Origin of the sequence: Streptomyces sp. JJ38, from assembly GCF_019303475.1 — a bacterium.
Classification (GTDB): Bacteria; Actinomycetota; Actinomycetes; order Streptomycetales; family Streptomycetaceae; genus Streptomyces.
This window is the reverse complement of record NZ_JABLSI010000019.1, coordinates 169,940-185,274: the sequence shown is the minus strand read 5'-3', so window position 1 is coordinate 185,274 and position 15,335 is coordinate 169,940. Positions and strand designations below refer to the sequence as shown.

Annotated in this window: 21 protein-coding genes; 5 read left to right on the top strand and 16 right to left on the bottom strand. The window is 71.6% G+C overall.

Going from position 1 to position 15,335, the window contains the following annotated elements; translation table 11 throughout:
- Positions 1-1,255 (top strand): NPCBM/NEW2 domain-containing protein (locus HPT28_RS13505; protein WP_219091283.1); only part of this gene is annotated, 1,255 nt, incomplete at its 5' end.
- 71 nt (positions 1,256-1,326) lie between these two features.
- On the opposite strand, the gene HPT28_RS13500 is transcribed toward HPT28_RS13505, so the two are convergent.
- Entirely contained in the window at positions 1,327-1,530 is a 204-nt protein-coding gene (locus tag HPT28_RS13500; protein ID WP_219091282.1) for a hypothetical protein, read from the bottom strand.
- A gap of 135 nt (positions 1,531-1,665) precedes the next feature.
- Positions 1,666-2,100 carry a VOC family protein gene (locus HPT28_RS13495; protein ID WP_219091281.1) on the bottom strand — a complete coding sequence of 145 codons (435 nt, stop codon included), beginning with the start codon at positions 2,098-2,100 and terminating at the stop codon, positions 1,666-1,668.
- Between the two features lie 369 nt (positions 2,101-2,469).
- Here HPT28_RS13495 and HPT28_RS13490 point away from each other — a divergent pair, with 369 nt between their 5' ends.
- On the top strand, positions 2,470-2,733 hold the full coding sequence (locus tag HPT28_RS13490) for an acyl carrier protein (RefSeq protein ID WP_219091280.1): 264 nt from the start codon (positions 2,470-2,472) through the stop codon (positions 2,731-2,733).
- 62 nt (positions 2,734-2,795) lie between these two features.
- On the opposite strand, the gene HPT28_RS13485 is transcribed toward HPT28_RS13490, so the two are convergent.
- On the bottom strand, positions 2,796-3,614 hold the full coding sequence (locus HPT28_RS13485; RefSeq protein WP_219091279.1) for a VOC family protein: 819 nt from the start codon (positions 3,612-3,614) through the stop codon (positions 2,796-2,798).
- 150 nt (positions 3,615-3,764) lie between these two features.
- Positions 3,765-3,968, bottom strand: a complete 204-nt coding sequence (locus HPT28_RS13480) for a hypothetical protein (protein ID WP_219091278.1) — start codon at positions 3,966-3,968, stop codon at positions 3,765-3,767.
- 252 nt (positions 3,969-4,220) lie between these two features.
- Here HPT28_RS13480 and HPT28_RS13475 point away from each other — a divergent pair, with 252 nt between their 5' ends.
- Positions 4,221-5,222: a beta-ketoacyl-ACP synthase III gene (locus tag HPT28_RS13475; protein ID WP_219091277.1), complete on the top strand. Its 1,002-nt coding sequence runs from the start codon at positions 4,221-4,223 to the stop codon at positions 5,220-5,222.
- 52 nt (positions 5,223-5,274) lie between these two features.
- On the opposite strand, the gene HPT28_RS13470 is transcribed toward HPT28_RS13475, so the two are convergent.
- Positions 5,275-5,553, bottom strand: coding sequence for a hypothetical protein (locus tag HPT28_RS13470; RefSeq protein ID WP_219091276.1), 279 nt, complete (start codon positions 5,551-5,553; stop codon positions 5,275-5,277).
- A complete protein-coding gene (locus HPT28_RS13465) occupies positions 5,553-5,786 on the bottom strand; it encodes a hypothetical protein (RefSeq protein WP_219091275.1) in 234 nt (77 codons plus the stop codon). The genes HPT28_RS13470 and HPT28_RS13465 overlap by 1 nt, the downstream gene beginning before the upstream one ends.
- Positions 5,787-5,945: 159 nt before the next feature.
- Between HPT28_RS13465 and HPT28_RS13460 the strand changes: the two genes are divergently transcribed.
- Together HPT28_RS13460 and HPT28_RS13455 are read left to right on the top strand one after the other, a co-directional pair.
- Complete coding sequence (locus tag HPT28_RS13460; protein ID WP_219091274.1) at positions 5,946-6,737, top strand: helix-turn-helix transcriptional regulator; 792 nt, start codon at positions 5,946-5,948, stop codon at positions 6,735-6,737.
- Positions 6,734-6,952 carry a DUF397 domain-containing protein gene (locus HPT28_RS13455; RefSeq protein ID WP_219091273.1) on the top strand — a complete coding sequence of 73 codons (219 nt, stop codon included), beginning with the start codon at positions 6,734-6,736 and terminating at the stop codon, positions 6,950-6,952. The genes HPT28_RS13460 and HPT28_RS13455 overlap by 4 nt, the downstream gene beginning before the upstream one ends.
- A 286-nt stretch (positions 6,953-7,238) precedes the next feature.
- Here HPT28_RS13455 and HPT28_RS13450 read toward each other — a convergent pair whose 3' ends face one another.
- From HPT28_RS13450 to HPT28_RS13405, 10 genes are read right to left on the bottom strand one after another with little or no spacing between them, the layout of a single operon-like run.
- Positions 7,239-8,126, bottom strand: a complete 888-nt coding sequence (locus HPT28_RS13450) for an acyl-ACP desaturase (RefSeq protein ID WP_219091272.1) — start codon at positions 8,124-8,126, stop codon at positions 7,239-7,241.
- Positions 8,127-8,134: 8 nt separating this feature from the next.
- Positions 8,135-8,968 (bottom strand): cyclopropane-fatty-acyl-phospholipid synthase family protein, encoded by an 834-nt coding sequence (locus tag HPT28_RS13445; RefSeq protein ID WP_219091271.1) that lies wholly within the window; start codon positions 8,966-8,968, stop codon positions 8,135-8,137.
- A gap of 3 nt (positions 8,969-8,971) precedes the next feature.
- A complete protein-coding gene (locus HPT28_RS13440) occupies positions 8,972-9,235 on the bottom strand; it encodes an acyl carrier protein (RefSeq protein WP_219091270.1) in 264 nt (87 codons plus the stop codon).
- A gap of 39 nt (positions 9,236-9,274) precedes the next feature.
- A complete protein-coding gene (locus HPT28_RS13435; RefSeq protein ID WP_219091269.1) occupies positions 9,275-9,820 on the bottom strand; it encodes a PaaI family thioesterase in 546 nt (181 codons plus the stop codon).
- Positions 9,817-10,608, bottom strand: coding sequence for a ferritin-like domain-containing protein (locus HPT28_RS13430; RefSeq protein ID WP_219091268.1), 792 nt, complete (start codon positions 10,606-10,608; stop codon positions 9,817-9,819). Before HPT28_RS13430 ends, HPT28_RS13435 begins: the two co-directional genes overlap by 4 nt.
- Positions 10,608-12,299: an AMP-binding protein gene (locus HPT28_RS13425; RefSeq protein WP_219091267.1), complete on the bottom strand. Its 1,692-nt coding sequence runs from the start codon at positions 12,297-12,299 to the stop codon at positions 10,608-10,610. Before HPT28_RS13425 ends, HPT28_RS13430 begins: the two co-directional genes overlap by 1 nt.
- Positions 12,300-12,320: 21 nt before the next feature.
- A complete protein-coding gene (locus tag HPT28_RS13420; protein ID WP_219091266.1) occupies positions 12,321-12,998 on the bottom strand; it encodes a 4'-phosphopantetheinyl transferase superfamily protein in 678 nt (225 codons plus the stop codon).
- A 10-nt stretch (positions 12,999-13,008) separates the two neighbouring features.
- Positions 13,009-14,247, bottom strand: a complete 1,239-nt coding sequence (locus tag HPT28_RS27630) for a cytochrome P450 (protein ID WP_219091265.1) — start codon at positions 14,245-14,247, stop codon at positions 13,009-13,011.
- A 3-nt stretch (positions 14,248-14,250) separates the two neighbouring features.
- Positions 14,251-14,646, bottom strand: a complete 396-nt coding sequence (locus HPT28_RS13410; RefSeq protein ID WP_219091264.1) for a hypothetical protein — start codon at positions 14,644-14,646, stop codon at positions 14,251-14,253.
- Between the two features lie 14 nt (positions 14,647-14,660).
- Positions 14,661-15,047: a hypothetical protein gene (locus HPT28_RS13405; RefSeq protein WP_219091263.1), complete on the bottom strand. Its 387-nt coding sequence runs from the start codon at positions 15,045-15,047 to the stop codon at positions 14,661-14,663.
- Positions 15,048-15,335: the final 288 nt, after the last annotated feature.

The following is a 15,335-nucleotide window of genomic DNA, read 5'->3' as shown; positions in this document are numbered from 1 at the left end:
CCCGCCGCCGGCCCACACCCCGGCACCCTCGACCCCGCCCGCCGCCGCGGCCCCCGGCCCGGACGGCACCGGCGAGCCCCCCGCCGCCCCGCAGGACGCGGCACCGGAGCAGTCGGCCCCGCAGGACGCCCCGCCACAGGACACGCCGCAGGACGCGCCCCCCTTCGACGCCGCCCCCGAGGACGCGGCGCCCCAGGACACCCCGCCGGGCGGCCCCGCGTCCTCCCCCGCCGCACCGTCCCCGGCCACACCCACGGCTCCCACGGCGCCGAACCCGCGGCCCGCCCCGGCCACAGCCCCGGATCCCGGGCCGGCCGCCACCCCCGCGCCGGCGCCGCGCCCGGACAACCCGACCTTCGCCCTGGGGACGCCCGCCGCCCAGGGAAACGCCCCGCACCCGGCCACCCGGCCCGACTCCGCGCAGCCCCCGGCTCCCGGCTACGGCTACCCGGCCGGCGGCGCCGGGTACCAGCACGCCGGGCCGTACGCCGGGGCGGCGCCCACCCCGCAGCCCTACCCCACCGCCGCCTATGCGGCGACGGCGCCCGCCCCCGCCGCGCCGCCGCAGAAGAAGAAGCGCCGCCGCGGCGTCCTCATCACCGGTGTGGTGCTCGCCGTGGCTCTCGTGGCCGGGGCGGGCACGTACGCGGCAGCCCGCTTCCTGGACAAGGGTGAGCCGACGACCACCGCCGACGACAAGCGCACCAGCGAGAGCACCCAGCCGAAGCCGGACGAGAGCGAGACGACGGAACCGGCCGAGGACCCCACCCCGACGCCCACGCCGACCCCCGCCGAGAACACCGAGCTGGAGCCCCCGACGGACCCGTCCTCCAGCCCGGAGCCGCCCGTGGTTCCGGAGGACCGCGACGAGATTCCGCTGACCCTCCTCCAGTCCGTCAAGAACAACGGCAACTACAAGCAGGGCACGGTGACGATCGACACCGCGTTCTACGCCGACGCCCTCGTCACCCAGAACTCGTGCGGCTCCCTGATCGAGTACGACCTCCAGCGGAACTGGAAGACGCTGACGTTCGTCGCCGGCGTCACCGACACCTCCACCGCGGGCCGGGACATGCGGCTGACGATCAGCAACGCCCAGGGCAAGCAGCTCGCCACCCGCGCCGTGACGCTCGGGCGCCCGGCCGAGATGAGCGTCGACGTCACCAACGTGCTGCGCATCCGCATCCACATGGACCCGGACGGGTGTGACAGCTCGCTCGTGGGCGCCATCGCGGAGCCGACGCTGAAGAAGTAGCCCTCCACGCGCCGGACGCGCGTCCGCCCCGGGCCGGTGTTCGGCCCGGGGCGGACGTGTGGGCGGTGACGTCAGAAGTCGATGCAGACGTTTCCGCCGGAAAGGTTGATCAGCCCTTCCTGCAGGCCGATCGAGTTGCAGGCGTTGACGACGGTCGTCGTCTCGTTGCCGTATGCGTCGCCGCCTCGGTCACAGGCGGCAGCGGTCCCGGCGCTCGCCATGAGCCCGAGGGCGGCGATGGCAGCAGCGGCGGCCACGGTACGCATGCGCGTCATGCTCTCCTCCAAGGAGTGAGGGAAAAGTGATCGCATGACGCTTTTCACCTGATCTCTCTTTTCACACCTTTCCTGCTCCGAACGAGGGGGCACGGGGTGAAGCGCCACCCCATCGGGCCAGGAGCCCGGGCAGTCCTACTCCCCGGGGCGGACGTAGGGCCGGGTGAGGATCTCCATGTTGTGGCCGTCGGGGTCGTCGAAGTAGGCGCCCCGGCCGCCGAACAGACCGTTGGTGCGGCCCGGTTCGGTGTGGCCCGGATCGGCGTAGTAGGTGACCCCGGCCGCCTCCAGGCGGGCGATCGCGGCGTCGAAGCGGGCCTCGGGCACGAGGAAGGCGTAGTGCTGCGACTGGACGGGCTCGTCGCGGGTCTCGTAGTAGTCGAGCGTCACCCCGTTGCTGAGGTCCACGGGCAGGAACGGCCCGAACGGGGCGCCGACACTCAGCCCGAGGATCTCGGCGAGGAACTCCGCCGACCGCCGCCGGTCACGGGCGTGGACGACGGTGTGGTTGAGCTCGATGGCGTCGGCGGGCCGCTCGGCGGCGTGCTGGTGCTGGGTTTCGTGCGTCATCGGTGACTGACTCCGGTCCTGGGTTCGTTGAAAGGGGCGCCACACGCGGGGGCGCCGGGGTCGCGGACACGGAGGACGCGGCGGGGCTCTGGCCCGCCGAGCGGTCATGCCAGAGCCGGGCACCCGATACGTGAGTGGCGCAAGCCAGACCCGGCAGTCACGCTCCCGAGCCTAACCCGGCCCGCGGCTCGGCCCAAGGTCTCCGGGCTGGCCGCCGCTTGGCCCACGAGGGTGAAGCGGGCGGACCGCGGGCCGGGGGCTCCCGGCGGCGGCGCCGGGCGGACGCCATGGTGGGGCTGGTGTGCCGGTACCCCCGCGCGGGATCGCCGGACCGCCGACTCGGTGCCCGTACCGGAAAAGGGGAAAGCGATGTCCGTCGCCCTGAACTTCCTTGTCGAGGTCCTCCACGAGACCTTCGGCCTGCCCCGGATGAACCTCCACCCGGACGCCACCTTCGCCGAGCTGGACATGGACTCGCTCACCCTCACCGAGCTGAGCACCATCATCGAGGAGCGCACCGGGCTGCGCATGGACCGCTTCCCCGTCACCTGCAACCTGACGGAGGCCGCCGACCTCCTCGACCGCGCGGCGGACGCCTTCGTCGAGGCCCGCGAGGCCCGCGAGAGCGCGTAGCCGCGCCGTGTGCCGTGGACCGCCCGCGGGCCCTCGGCACGGCACACGGCACACGGCGACCGTCACCGCGCGGGCATCGGCTCCGGCTTGAGGAGCACGAAGTCGGCGCCCGAGCCGTCGACGACGACGGCCAGCCGGCCCACGCCCTCGGCGTCCTCGGGGCCCATCTGGACGGTGCCGCCCTTCTCCCGGACGCGGCCCAGGGCGGCGTCCACGTCCTCCACGGCGAACACCGGGTGCCAGTAGGCCCGGCCGCCCGTCAGCTCCAGGGCGTCGGCGGGCAGCTCCATCAGGCCACCGTGCGCCCTCTCCTCCTCCTGCCCTGCCGGGGTCAGGATCGTGTACGTGCCCTCGACGCCCCCCGGCATCGGCATGTCGCTGAAGCTCCAGCCGAACAGCTCCCCGTAGAACGCCCTGGCCCCGGCGGCGTCCGGCGTCATCAGCTCCGTCCAGCACAGGCTGTTGGACTCGTCCACGCGCTGGAGGCCCGACGAGCCGTCCGCCCCCGGCTGGAAGACGGCGAACTGGCCGCCCTGCGGATCGGTGTACTGCGCGATCCTGCCCTCCCCCGGCACCTCCATCGGGGGGACGCGCACGGTGCCGCCCAGCCGCTCGACGGCCCGCGTCGTGGCCTCGGCGTCCGCGGTGTGGAAGTAGAGCATCCAGGCCGAACGGGCGCCCGTCTCCTCCAGCTTGCCGATGGCGCCGACGTACTTGCCGTCCTCCTTCAGCATCACGTACCCGACCTCACCGTCGGGCCCCTCCATCCCCTCGGTGTCCCAGCCGAACACGGTGGCGTAGAAGGCGGTGTCGGCGTCGATGTCGGGCGCGCCCAGGTCGAGCCAGCACGGCGAGCCGGGTACGAAGTCAGTCGTGATCATGGTGTGGCTTCCCTGTTCCTCTTCGGTCCTCTTCGCGTCGTTCCCCAGGCTTCCACCGGCCACCGACAACCGCCTCCCGGCTCACCCGTCCGACGGAGGGGCGAACAGGGAGGCGTCGGTGCGGGCACCTACGGCTCGCGGCGCCGCCGGTCAGGCGAGGATGTGGACCAGGAACCAGACCGCGAAGCCCGTCCAGGCCACGGCGAAGAGCGCCCGGCCGGGCCGGGTGTGGACCCGGAACCACGCCCGGACCCGCTCGGAGAGGGTGTCCCCGCGTCGCGTGCTGCGCAGGGCGAGGAACTCGTAGACGAGGCCGGCCAGCAGGAGGCCGCCCCAGATCAGGTTGGCTGTCATCGCGCCGCCTTCCCTTTCTCCGGTACGTACCCACGGCGACGTCGCCCTGACCCTCCGTCAACTCATCGGTCGCACAGCCGTGCAGCGCCGGAAGAACGGACGAGGCGAAGGAGATACGGGCGTGCCCGGGCCTACCCGATCGGATGACGTCCCGCGCGTCGCGCTCACCGCCGGACGCCTTCGGGTAGGAAGGCGTTCCCGCAGCGCTTCAGCAGGCCGGGACCGCACGTCAGGGATAGGTCGCACGCACCCATGCAGGCAGAGATCATCAACTCCACCGACACACCGTTCGCGCGTATCACGGGGGTCGGCGCGTACCGGCCGCGTCGCGTCGTCGACAACGCGGAGGCGTGCCGGTTCATCGACTCCTCCGACGCCTGGGTCCGCTCCCGGACGGGCATCGTCACCCGGCGCTGGGCGGACGCCGGGGAGTCGCTCGGCGTCATGGGCGAACAGGCCGCCGCCAAGGCCCTCGCCGCCGCCGGGCTCGACCCCGCGGATCTCGACTGCGTCATCGCGGCCACGTTCACCCACCTGCGGCAGACGCCCGCCGTCGCCGCGGAGATCGCCCACCGGGTCGGAGCGGTGAACGCGGCGGCGTTCGACCTCTCGGCGGGCTGCGCGGGCTTCGTGCACGGCGTCGTCCTCGCCGCCGACGCCGTCCGCGGCCGGGGCGGCCACGTGCTCGTCGTCGGCGTCGAGCGCATGACGGACCTGGTCAACCCGGCCGACCGAGCCACGGCGTTCCTCTTCGGCGACGGCGCCGGGGCCGTCGTCGTGGGCCCCTCCGCCACCCCCGGCATCGGACGCGCCGTGTGGGGCGCCGACGGCTCGCAGGCGGACGCGATCGCGCAGACCGAGCCGTGGAACGTCCTGCGGGACGCCCCGGACCGGGAGTTCCCGTGGATGCGGCAGGAGGGGCAGCGGGTCTTCCGGTGGGCCGTCTACGAGATGTCGCGGGTGGCGGAACGGGCGCTGGCCGCCTCGGGGGTGCCCGTCGAGACGCTGGACGTCTTCCTCCCGCACCAGGCCAACGTCCGCATCATCGACGCCATGGCCAAACGCATCGGCCTGGCGGAACGCACCGTCGTCGCCAAGGACATCGTGACCTCGGGCAACACCGCAGACGCTTCCATCCCGCTGGCCATGGACACCGTCCTCGCCGCCGGTGAGGCGCGTCCCGGGGACACGGCCCTGCTCCTCGGCTACGGCGCCGGGCTCTCCTACGCGGGAGTCGTCGCCACGCTGCCCTGACGGCCGACGACGAGCCGGACGGCCGCCGCCCCGCGGGGCCGCACCCCCGCCCCTAAGCCCCCAGCCGCTCGCCACGGCTCCGGGCGATCCGGTGCACGTCCCGCAACGCCTCCGCCATCCGCTCGACGACGTACCGCAGCTGCTCGGCCGTCGCCCGCCGGTCGCCGAGCAGGTCGTCCACGTGGCCCAGCAGCTCGTCGGCCATGGAGAGCTGCACGCCCTCCACGTGGTCGGCCACCCGGGACAGATACCCGTCCCCCACGACGTAACAGGGCCGCCCTTCCGGCCCGCTCCACGGCAACAGCCGCGCGGGCCCGCTGGTGTGCCGCATCAGCGCCTCACCTCGGCCCCGCCCTGCGCCATGTCCCGCTCGTGCGCGAGGACATACGGCCGGACGAGGGCGCAGTCCTCACCCGGCAGATACACCTCCGGGGGTCGCTTGGGCCGCGGCGGCACCCTCAGCGCGGGCGCGCTGGCACCCGCGCAGACCGCCCCCGACCCCCGGTGCCGCCCGGACGGGCGCCGGGGCAGCAGGCCGAACAGCCTGGCGATACAGTGCAACACGTCATCAACTCCGTGTAGTTGAGGGCCACGCCCCCGGACCGTCGCCACGGCCGCGGGGTCTCTTCGCTCTGTAGCGATTCCCTCACACCCTGAAGCCACTCGGGCTACGCTGACCAGGGGTTCAGATGTGACGGCACACTGGTCACACGGGAGTTGACGATGAGCAACAACTACGGGGCGTGGTTGAAGGCGCGACGAGAAGCGGCCGGCCTCACCCAGCAGCAACTGGCCGATCTCGCGATCATGACGCGTTCGCACATCGCCCACATCGAAGCGGGCCGCCGCTTCCCGTCCGAGGAGGACGCCCGCAGACTCGACCAGGTCCTGAACACCGGAGACGTCCTCACCAGCTTCCGCCCCCAGGAGGACATCGCCGTAGCGGATTACATCGAAACCGCTCGTCAACTCGAACAACAGGCAACCGTGATTCGCGAGTTCGCCATCTCCTACGTTCCCGGCATCCTCCAGACCAAGGAGTACGCCACCACGGTGCTGCACAGCACCTTCCCTCCCAAGAGTGAAGAGGAGTGTGACAGGCTCGTCGTCACGCGACTTGAGCGGGCGAAGATCCTGGACGACCCGATCACGCCGGTAGTGTGGGTCCTCTTGGATGAGGCCGTTCTCCGCAGGATCGTCGGGGGCCCGGACAACATGGCGGCCCAGATCGACCACATCACCAGGCTTGCGCAGGTAGATCGCATCCGCGTGCACGTGCTGCCGTTCGGCCTCGGCGCTCACGCCTTGCTCAGCGGCATGATGACCCTTATGTGGTTTGAGGACCAGCCCCCTGCCGCCTACTGCGAAGGCATGTTCGCCGGGAAGCTGCACGATTCGCCAAACCTCGTCCAACGCCTGCACGGTATGTACGATCTGGCGCTAGGCGACGCGCTTCCAGCACGGGAGTCCCTGGCCCTCATGAAGGCAATCGCGGAGGACTACAGACGGCCATGACTGAACGCATACGAGACGGTGCTTCCCTCAACGGTTGGCGCAAGTCGTCCTACAGCGATGCAAACGGCGGAAGCTGCGTCGAGGTGCTGGACGGCTACCCGGGTGGCATCCCCGTGCGCGACTCCAAGGTGCCGCAGGGCCCGGCCGTGGTCGTCTCCCCCGCCGCGTGGGCACCGTTCGTCGCGGGGCTGAAAGCCTCCGGCCCGCCCCGGTGAGCGACCGTTCGGGCTGCGTCCTTCGGCGTTCCTCGCAGGCGTAGGCGCGTCCGCAGTCCGCGACGTAGCCTCGTGCGGCTTCCGCGGGGGCAGCGGTGCCCAGCGACAACAGACCCGCGACAAAGACGAAGGCGAGGGGGCCGGCTATCAGGCGGCGCGCGTAGGGCCCGGTAGGTGGGGATACGGCTCATCCGGGGTTCCGCCTCGCCGCGCGGCATGACGGCGGCCGTGGGGCGTGCACCGTAGGAGTGTGCACGCCCCACGGCCCCGGTGCGGGGCGCCGGTGTCAGAGCGGGGCGGACTGGAGTTGGCGGCAGGCGGCGACGAAGGAGATCAGCTCGTCCACCTTGTCCGACCTGGCGTCCACGGCCCGGTTGACGACCTTGACCAGGTGGTCGTACGCCTCGGTGTGGTCGTAGCGGGCGGTGTCGGCGATCTTCAGGGCCCAGCGCCAGTACCCGCGGATGGTGTCCGCGAGCGGCATGCGGAACTGGGCGATCACGTCGCGGATGGGGTCCACGACGGCGTCGCCGTAGCGTTCCAGGTACAGCCGGACCATGTCGGCGAAGAACGAGAAGTGCCGGGCCTCGTCCTTGCTGAGCCGGACCAGGATCTCCCTGAGCAGCGGGTCACCGACCGCCTGGCGGAGGTGCTGGTAGTAGATCTGGGTGGCCTTCTCCTGCACCAGGGGATAGGTGAAGAACTGCACCGCCTCGTCGTAGGGGAGCTGGAACTGCTTGCGGCCCTCCTCGGCGAGGGAGTCCCACAGCGCGTCCCGCTCGGCCAGGCCCGCGGCCAGCTGGTACCTGGCCAGGGCCCGGGCGTGGGTGTCCTCCTCCTGGGCCCAGCGGACGGTGAAGTGGTACAGCTCGCGGTTGTGGATGTACGTGGCCCGGTCGACGCTGTCGTCCACGGGGAAGTTCTGCTCGTAGAGGGCGAAGTAGCCGGGCAGGTGGTCCTCGATGATGGTGATGAACTGCACCGCGGACCGTTCGCCCTCGGTGAGCCGGCCGGCGTCGGCCTGCGCCCAGTCGAAGCTGAAGTCGACGTCCCAGCGGAGTGTGGGCGGCGAGGTGCGCAGGAACGCGCCGACCGCCGTGTCCACGTCGGCGGCGGGCAGCAGCGGGCCGCCGACCTGGGCGATCCGCCGGGCCGGGGTGACGGAGTCGGTCATCGCTCCCCCTAACGCGACTTCTGCAGGGTCAGGGCGTAGTGCTTGGTGGTGAAGCCCCAGCCCGCGTTGGCGGTCTTGAGATAGCGGGTCAGCTGGTCGGAGAGGCCCGGCTCGATCGCGTCCAGCCGCTCCGCGTTGCGGGCGACGTTGGCGAGCCAGTCCTCGATCGTCCGCCAGTAGTTCTCGGTCAGGTCGTCCACGGCGACGACGGTGAAGCCGGCGTTCTCCGCGCCGCGCACCAGGTCGGACAGGGGCCGCATGTCGCCCCAGCCGAAGATGGAGTCCCGGACGAAGACGGAGTTCTCCCGCTCGCCGAACTCGGCCCGCCGGGCGGCGTTGCGGTAGCAGCTCTCGGAGACGTACATCCGGCCGCGCGGTCTGAGCGCCGCGTGGGCCTTGCGGAAGACGCCGTCGAGATCGGGCATGTGGACGATGGACCCGAGCATGCTGATGGCGTCGAAGGAGCGCGGTTCGGGTTCGTGCTCCTCGAACTCGCCGATCCGGGTGGACACCTTGTCGGACAGCCCGGCCGCGGCGGCCTGCTCGGCGATGTAGGCGTGCTGGTTCGGCGCCGGGCTGATGCCCACCGTCGTCGCGTCGTACTCGGCGGCCATGAAGAGGATCAGCGAGCCCCAGCCGCAGCCGATGTCCAGGATCCGCTTGCCCGGCGCCGCGCCGAGCCGGTCGGCGACGTAGTGCAGCTTGTTCTGCTGCGCCTGGTCGAGGGTGTCCTCGTCGGTGCGGTAGATCCCGGCACTGTACTTGCGGGTCCGGTCGAGGTAGAGCTCGAAGACCCGCGGGTCCTGGTCGTAGTGTTGGTTGGTCCTCGCCTCGGCAGTCACGGGTCAGCCCCGCTCGGCGATCAGCTTCGCGACGGCGTCCGCCACGTGGTTGATGGTCTTGAAGCCGAAGACCTGGTCGTCCTCCAGCTCGATGTCGTAGGTGCGCTCGATGCGGGCGACGGACCGCAGCACCTTCACCGAGTCGGCGCCCTCCACCGCGCTCAGGTCGAGGTCGGGCGTCAGTTCCTCGGCCGGGCGCCCGAACTCGGCGGCGACCAGTTCGGTCACGGTGCGGATGATCTCGTCGTTGCTCGTGCTCTCGGCCATGTCGTGTCTCTCCTCGCTGGTGGAGTTGCGGTCGTGCGGTCAGTGGGAGCGGAGCTCGGCCAGCGCCTCGTCGACCAGCCGAGCCTCGCGCTCGGACATGGCCATGCGCTTTCTGGCCTGTTCCTCGGTCACGGGCTGGTAGGCGCCCGTGGCGAAGACGACGGCGTTCCCCGCGGCGTCGGTGATCTCGGCCCGCGCGTGGTGCGGGCCCGCTTCCCCCGCCACCGCCTCGGTGCTCGCCGTGCAGCGGTAGGACGCGCCGATCGCCAGGGGCTCGACGTAGCGGGTGCGCATGCTCGTGGTGAAGACCGAGACGCCCAGGCGCAGCACGAGCAGGTTGCCCATGATCTCGTCGCAGATCGTGGTGGACATCCCGCCGTGCACGACGCCCGGATAGGACTCGAAGGCGCGGTCGAAGGTGAAGGCGCACTCGATGCCGCCGTCGGCGGTGTGGACGAACCGCAGCCGCAGACCCTTGTCGTTGGCCGGCGAGCAGCCGAAGCACTGGTAGTCGGGCAGCACCCGCCAGGGCAGCTCGACCGGCTCGCCGAGGGGGCCGCTCGTCGCCTCGGTGCGGGCCGTCATGCGGCGATCACGTCGGCGAGGGCGTGGCGCACCTTGCCGTTGGTCGACAGGTCCATCTCGACGATGCCGCCGAAGACGCGGCGGATCTTGTGCTGCAGCTCCTTGAGCTCGTCGGCGTCCGCCACCCGCTCCAGGAACAGCTCGAAGGCGGTGTCGATCGTCTCGTGGTCCTCCAGCTCGGTCAGGTTGCTCTTGAAGAGGCCGACGGGGTGCTTGATGCGGGAGTCGGAGGTGTAGACGTAGAGCGTCTCCAGCACCGAGGCCTTCTCCTCGGGGTGGCGGGCGAGCCGCTCCCGGCAGAAGTGGATGAACTCCCGTGCGTGCGCGGCCTCGTCGCGGCTGGCCTTCAACAACAGGTCGTGGAGGACGGGCTCCTGGACGGCGTGGGCGACCCGGCGGTAGATGTGGTTGACCGTCAGCTCGGAGATGATGTTGGTGGCCAGCGTCGCCGAGGGTGTGGTGCCCGGGTCGTACGGGGCGCGCATGGCGGCCACCGCGCCGTCGTCCACCTTCTCCCCCACGGCGTCCAGCCACGCCTTGAACATGTAGTGGTGCTGGACCTCCTGGTTGCCCCAGACCACCGCGAAGGTGGAGAAGTCGTAGTCGTCCACGAACTCGTTGAGGAAGCCGTGCACCGCGGCGATCACGTTGGACTCGCCCATCACGGCGCTCTTGGCGATCGTGACGTACTCGGGTTGGACGAGGTCCTTGCGGACCGCGGAGAAGTCGACGTCCGTCAGCTTCCAGTGGTTGCGTTCGTACTGCGTGAACACGTCGTAGGTGTGCATCAGTTGCCCCTTTCAGCCTGGTCATCCGCGAAGGCCCGCTTCGCGGTGAGTCGTTGGAGCTTTCCGCTGGTCGTGCGAGGGAGGGAGTCCGGAGCCGCGAGGACGACCCGCAGCTCGTCCAGCCCGAGCGCCGAGCGGACCCGGTGGCGCAGCCGCGCCGCCAGTTCGGGGTGCTCCGCCTCGGGACGGCTGGTCTCGGCGACCAGAACCATGTACTCGTCGTGGCGGTCGCCCGTGTCCGCCTGGTGGACGAAGGCCACGCAGCGCCGCCGGTGCACGGCCTCGTCGGCGCGTACGGCGCTCTCCACGTCGTCCGGGTAGAAGTTGGTGCCCCGGAGGATGAGCATCTCCTTGCCGCGCCCGGTGATGTACAGCTCGCCCTCGGCCAGATAGCCCAGGTCACCGGTGCGCAGCCAGCCGTCCGCGGTGAACGGCTGGGCCAGGGTTCCGGCGTCGTCCACGTACCCCTGCGTGACGGACGGGCCCCGCAGCTGCACCTCGCCGACCACCCGTTCCCCGGCCACGGCGCGCCCCTCGGCGTCGGCGACGCGCAGCCGCATCCCCAGCACGGGGCTGCCGACGCCGACCACCCCGCGCGCACCGGGCGCCGTCCGCTCGACCGGCACGGCCGCGCCGCGCTCGGCGAGCGCCGCCCGGTCCACCCAGTCCCAGCGCGGCTCCCGCTCCAGCGGCGGGAACGTCACCGCGAGGGTCGCCTCCGCCAGGCCGTAGACCGTCAGCATCGTGCGGGGGTCGAAGCCGGCCGGGGCGAAGCGCCGGAAGAACGCCTCCAGCGAGTCCACGGCGATCGGCTCGGCGCCGTTGAACGCGACCCGCCAGCGGGACAGGTCGTAGGACGCCGCCTCCTCGGCCGGTACCGCGTCGACCAGGTAGTCGTAGGCGAAGTTGGGCATCGGGCTGATGGTGTAACCGCCGTCGGCGAACTGCCGCAGCCAGCCCGCCGGGTCCTTGACGAACGCGGACGGGCGCCAGATCGTGCACGGCACTCCGGTGAGGATGCCGGTCAGCGTGCCGAACAGGCCCATGTCGTGGAAGAGCGGCAGCCAGCTGGAGTTGCGGTCGGCGGGCGTGAGCCTGATCCCGTCCCGGATCGCCCGCAGGCAGGCCAGCACGTTGGCGTGCGTCAGCCGGACGCCCTTCGGGTACGAGGTGCTGCCCGAGGTGTACTGCAGGACGATCTCGCGGTCCGCGTCCACCTCGACGCCGTCCACCTCCGCGCCAGCCGCCTCGCCGTCGCCGCCGCCCGTACCGTCGGTCAGCGTCTCCGCGGCGCTCAGCACGCGGCGGCCCGGGACCGCCTCCTCGATGAACGGCAGCATCGGGGCCAGCCGCCCGGACACCAGGACGTCCTTGATGCCCGCGTCGTCCAGCACGCCGACGAGTTTCGCGGTGTCGGCCTCCCGCGTGTTCATCGGCAGCGGGCAGACGCACGCCCCGAGTCTGCTGAGCGCGAAGAACAGCAGGAGGAAGTCGGGTTCGTTGGTGGACAGGGCGCCCACCCGGTCGCCCTCACGGATGCCCAGCTCGCGCAGGCGTGCGGCGATCCGGCGCGAGCGCGTGCTCAGGTCGTGCAGGGAGAGCGCGGTCCGTTCGGCGGGGAAGTCGACGGTGACCTCCCCGTGGTCGGCCACGACCTTGTCCAGCGAGCTGTGCAGTGTCGGTTCGTCCATGCGTTGGCCCCCATCGCGCTGTCAGTCGGACGTCGATATCTCCGGAAGTCCCGCCGTGGAGGCGGTCGGGTGCAGTGACCAGCGGCCATCGGTGTGCCGGGGCGCCCACCGGGTCAGGCGGACGGCCCGGGGCACGGCCTCGGCGGTGACCGCCAGGTGGCGGTGGCCCAGGTCGACGGCGCGGGTGCGCAGCCCGGCCGTCGAGCCGCGCCAGGTGACCTCGGCCCACGCCCGGCCGGGGTGAGCGGTGAAGTGGATGGTGGCGAGCCCGGCACGCAGCCCCAGGCCGAGCGCCTTGGCGACACTCTCCTTGGCCGCCCACAGCAGCCTGGCCCCGCCCGGCCCGGCGAGCAGGGACCGGTCCTCGGTGCCGCAGAAGCGGTGGGCGACCTCGCGCAGCTCGCCCTCGGGCGCGTCCTCGACGTCGACCCCGCAACGGCCGGCGCCCTGGACGAGGGCGAGCAGCCCGGAGTCATGGCTCACGTTGAGGTGCGGCCGGCCCGGGGCGCGCCGCCGGACGGCACGGGCCAGGACCCGGGACGCCTCCGCCTGCGTGCGGCGGCGCCCCGGCGCGTACCGGCCGTGCAGCGCCGCACGCTCCGGTCCGGGCAACGCGGCCGACAGGTGCTCCGCCGCCGCGTGCACGACGGACAGCTCGACCAGGTGTAAGTGAAGCTCAGCCCCCGTTGTCGTTTTCATGGCCGCCCGGCTACGGTCTTCCGGTCGTCGCGGGCAGCGTGGCCAGGCCGCGGAACTGCAGGTTGTCCGCGCGCCACCGGTACGGACGCTCGGGGTCGAGCGCCAGCCCGGGGATGCGCCGGGTCAGCTCCCGCAGCGCGTAGGCCCCCTCGACCTTGGCCAGCCCGGCCCCGATGCAGTAGTGCACTCCGGTACCGAGCGCGACGTGGCCCGTCTCCGTGCGGGTGACGTCGAGCCGGTCCGGGTCGGCGAAGTGCGCCGGGTCGCGGTTGGCCGAGCCCCGCACGAGGTAGGCGAGCTGCCCCTGCCGGATCGTCGTCCCGTGCAGCTCGACGTCCCGCGTCACCAGCCGGTGGGTGAGCTGCACCGGCCCGTCCCAGCGCAGGATCTCGTCCACGGCGGCCGGGATGCGGTCCGGCTCCGCCCGGAGCAGCTCCCACTGGTCGCGCTCGGCCAGCAGGCCGCGCAGGCCGTTGCCCAGCATGTCGACGCTGGTCTCGTACGTGGCCACCAGCAGCAGGAGCAGGTTCGAGCACAGCTCCTCGTCGCCGAGCCGCTCGCCGTTCTCCTCGGCCTGCGCCAGCCGGGATATCAGGTCGTCGCCCGGGGCCCGGCGGCGTTCGGCGATCACCGCGCCGAGGTAGTCCATCATCTGCCGGAGCGACTGGGCCGCCGGACCGTGCGTCCCCAGCAGGTCGGGCGCGCCGCCGAGGAACAGCTTCATGGTGTCCGCCCACTCGGTGAGCATCGGCCCGTCCTCGTCCGGAAGGCCGTAGAGGGCGAGCAGCACGCCGATCGGCACCGCGCGGCTGAGGTCGGGGATGAGGTCGAAGCTGCCGCGCTCGATCAGCCCGTCGACGAGCCGGGCGACGATCCCCTCCACCCGGGGCTCCACCTGCCGCACGTCCCGGGGGCTGAATCCCTGGGACATCAGCTTGCGCACCCGGGTGTGCTCCGGCGGGTCGAGCATCCACATCCACTGCGAGGCGAGCTGGATGAAGTGCCGCATCGCCGGGGACGGGTCCGCGCCGCCGCGAGCGGCGAGCAGGCCGATGCGCCGCGAGGAGAACGTCTCGTGATCGCGCAGGGCGGCGTACACGTCGTCGTATCGCGTCAGCAGAAACCCGTTGAGCTGGTCGTCCCAGTGCACGGGAGCGTGCTCGCGCAGCAGCGCGTACGTCGGGTAGGGGTCGACGAAGACATCATGGCTGAGCAGCTTCAGCTCGCTCGTGGGTCCCGGTGTCGTCACGGCTCATCTCCCCTCTCTGGTCTGCTCGTCGAGCAGCTCGCGGGGGACTTCGGCGACCCCCTTACCGGCCAGGACGGGCGCGCCCTCGCCGTTGACGACGTTCACCTGGCAGTCGAGCAGGACGCGTCCGGCCGGCGCCTCCCCGCCCTCGGTGGCGGAGACCGTCGCGGTGACCGTGTCCCCGGCGAAGACCGGCGCGAGGAAGGTGAAGGAGAGCTCCCGCATGTGCACGCCCGGGTCGGCGAGCAGCGGCACCGCGGAGAGCGTGAGCGCGCCCTGGGCCATCCGGCGGTCCCCGAGGCCGCCCATGTGGTGTGCGCCCAGATCCCCGGTCAGGCGGGCGCAGACGTCGATCTCCTGTGAGTTGAACGTGTGCGTAGCGGTTCGGGTGATGCCCATGGCAGCCAATCTCCTCAGACGCCGACGATGAAACCCTTGCTGCGGCCGGTGATGACGACGTCGTCCCCGCACCGGATCCGGGCGTTGAACGCGATCTTCGTCATCCCCTCCGTCGGCTCCAGCCGGGTGACCTCCAGCTCGGCCGTGATCTCCTCATCCCGCCCGACCGGCCGGGCCACGGACCAGTCCATCTTCTGGGAGAGGTAGTCGAGGTCCCCGCCCAGCTTGGTCAGCGGCGCCACCACCAGCAGATACGGCAGCTCCTCCGGCAGCGGGTCGGCGGCGTTGCCGCTCAGCTCGAAGAAGTCGTGGACCTCCTGATCGGTGTACCGCTTGGTCCAGGACAGGACGGTACCGACGGAGATGTCCCCGTGAACGGCGTTCTTGACAGTGGTCGACAACGGCCCCTCCAGGACGGGAGAAACGGCGTGGGGGAAGACGGCGGCGGAACGGTCGACTTGCTACCTACTAACGGGTATCCGCTGGGAATCATGCCGCACGGGACCACGGAACGAACACAGGAACACCAAGTGTGTCCCACCTCACAACCCTCACCTTCCGGGCCTCACACCACGGACCAACTGTCAAGGAAAGAAGGTCACTTGACATCCCCACAGTCGCGCACGTACGAGCGTGCGCCATGACGCCGGCCCTGGCGGAACGTCACCCCGTGGAGAGGCCGACGAGGG

Excerpts from the sequence above, each read along its gene's own strand:
- HPT28_RS13425 (WP_219091267.1), bottom strand. The coding sequence starts at position 12,299 with ATGGACGAACCGACACTGCACAGCTCGCTGGACAAGGTCGTGGCCGAC.
- HPT28_RS13450 (WP_219091272.1), bottom strand. The coding sequence starts at position 8,126 with ATGACCGACTCCGTCACCCCGGCCCGGCGGATCGCCCAGGTCGGCGGC.
- HPT28_RS13420 (WP_219091266.1), bottom strand. The coding sequence starts at position 12,998 with ATGAAAACGACAACGGGGGCTGAGCTTCACTTACACCTGGTCGAGCTG.
- HPT28_RS13460 (WP_219091274.1), top strand. The coding sequence starts at position 5,946 with ATGAGCAACAACTACGGGGCGTGGTTGAAGGCGCGACGAGAAGCGGCC.
- HPT28_RS13455 (WP_219091273.1), top strand. The coding sequence starts at position 6,734 with ATGACTGAACGCATACGAGACGGTGCTTCCCTCAACGGTTGGCGCAAG.
- HPT28_RS13495 (WP_219091281.1), bottom strand. The coding sequence starts at position 2,100 with ATGACGCACGAAACCCAGCACCAGCACGCCGCCGAGCGGCCCGCCGAC.
- HPT28_RS13435 (WP_219091269.1), bottom strand. The coding sequence starts at position 9,820 with ATGACGGCCCGCACCGAGGCGACGAGCGGCCCCCTCGGCGAGCCGGTC.
- HPT28_RS13410 (WP_219091264.1), bottom strand. The coding sequence starts at position 14,646 with ATGGGCATCACCCGAACCGCTACGCACACGTTCAACTCACAGGAGATC.
- HPT28_RS13430 (WP_219091268.1), bottom strand. The coding sequence starts at position 10,608 with ATGCACACCTACGACGTGTTCACGCAGTACGAACGCAACCACTGGAAG.
- HPT28_RS13440 (WP_219091270.1), bottom strand. The coding sequence starts at position 9,235 with ATGGCCGAGAGCACGAGCAACGACGAGATCATCCGCACCGTGACCGAA.
- HPT28_RS13475 (WP_219091277.1), top strand. The coding sequence starts at position 4,221 with ATGCAGGCAGAGATCATCAACTCCACCGACACACCGTTCGCGCGTATC.
- HPT28_RS13500 (WP_219091282.1), bottom strand. The coding sequence starts at position 1,530 with ATGACGCGCATGCGTACCGTGGCCGCCGCTGCTGCCATCGCCGCCCTC.
- HPT28_RS13470 (WP_219091276.1), bottom strand. The coding sequence starts at position 5,553 with ATGCGGCACACCAGCGGGCCCGCGCGGCTGTTGCCGTGGAGCGGGCCG.
- HPT28_RS13490 (WP_219091280.1), top strand. The coding sequence starts at position 2,470 with ATGTCCGTCGCCCTGAACTTCCTTGTCGAGGTCCTCCACGAGACCTTC.
- HPT28_RS13485 (WP_219091279.1), bottom strand. The coding sequence starts at position 3,614 with ATGATCACGACTGACTTCGTACCCGGCTCGCCGTGCTGGCTCGACCTG.
- HPT28_RS13480 (WP_219091278.1), bottom strand. The coding sequence starts at position 3,968 with ATGACAGCCAACCTGATCTGGGGCGGCCTCCTGCTGGCCGGCCTCGTC.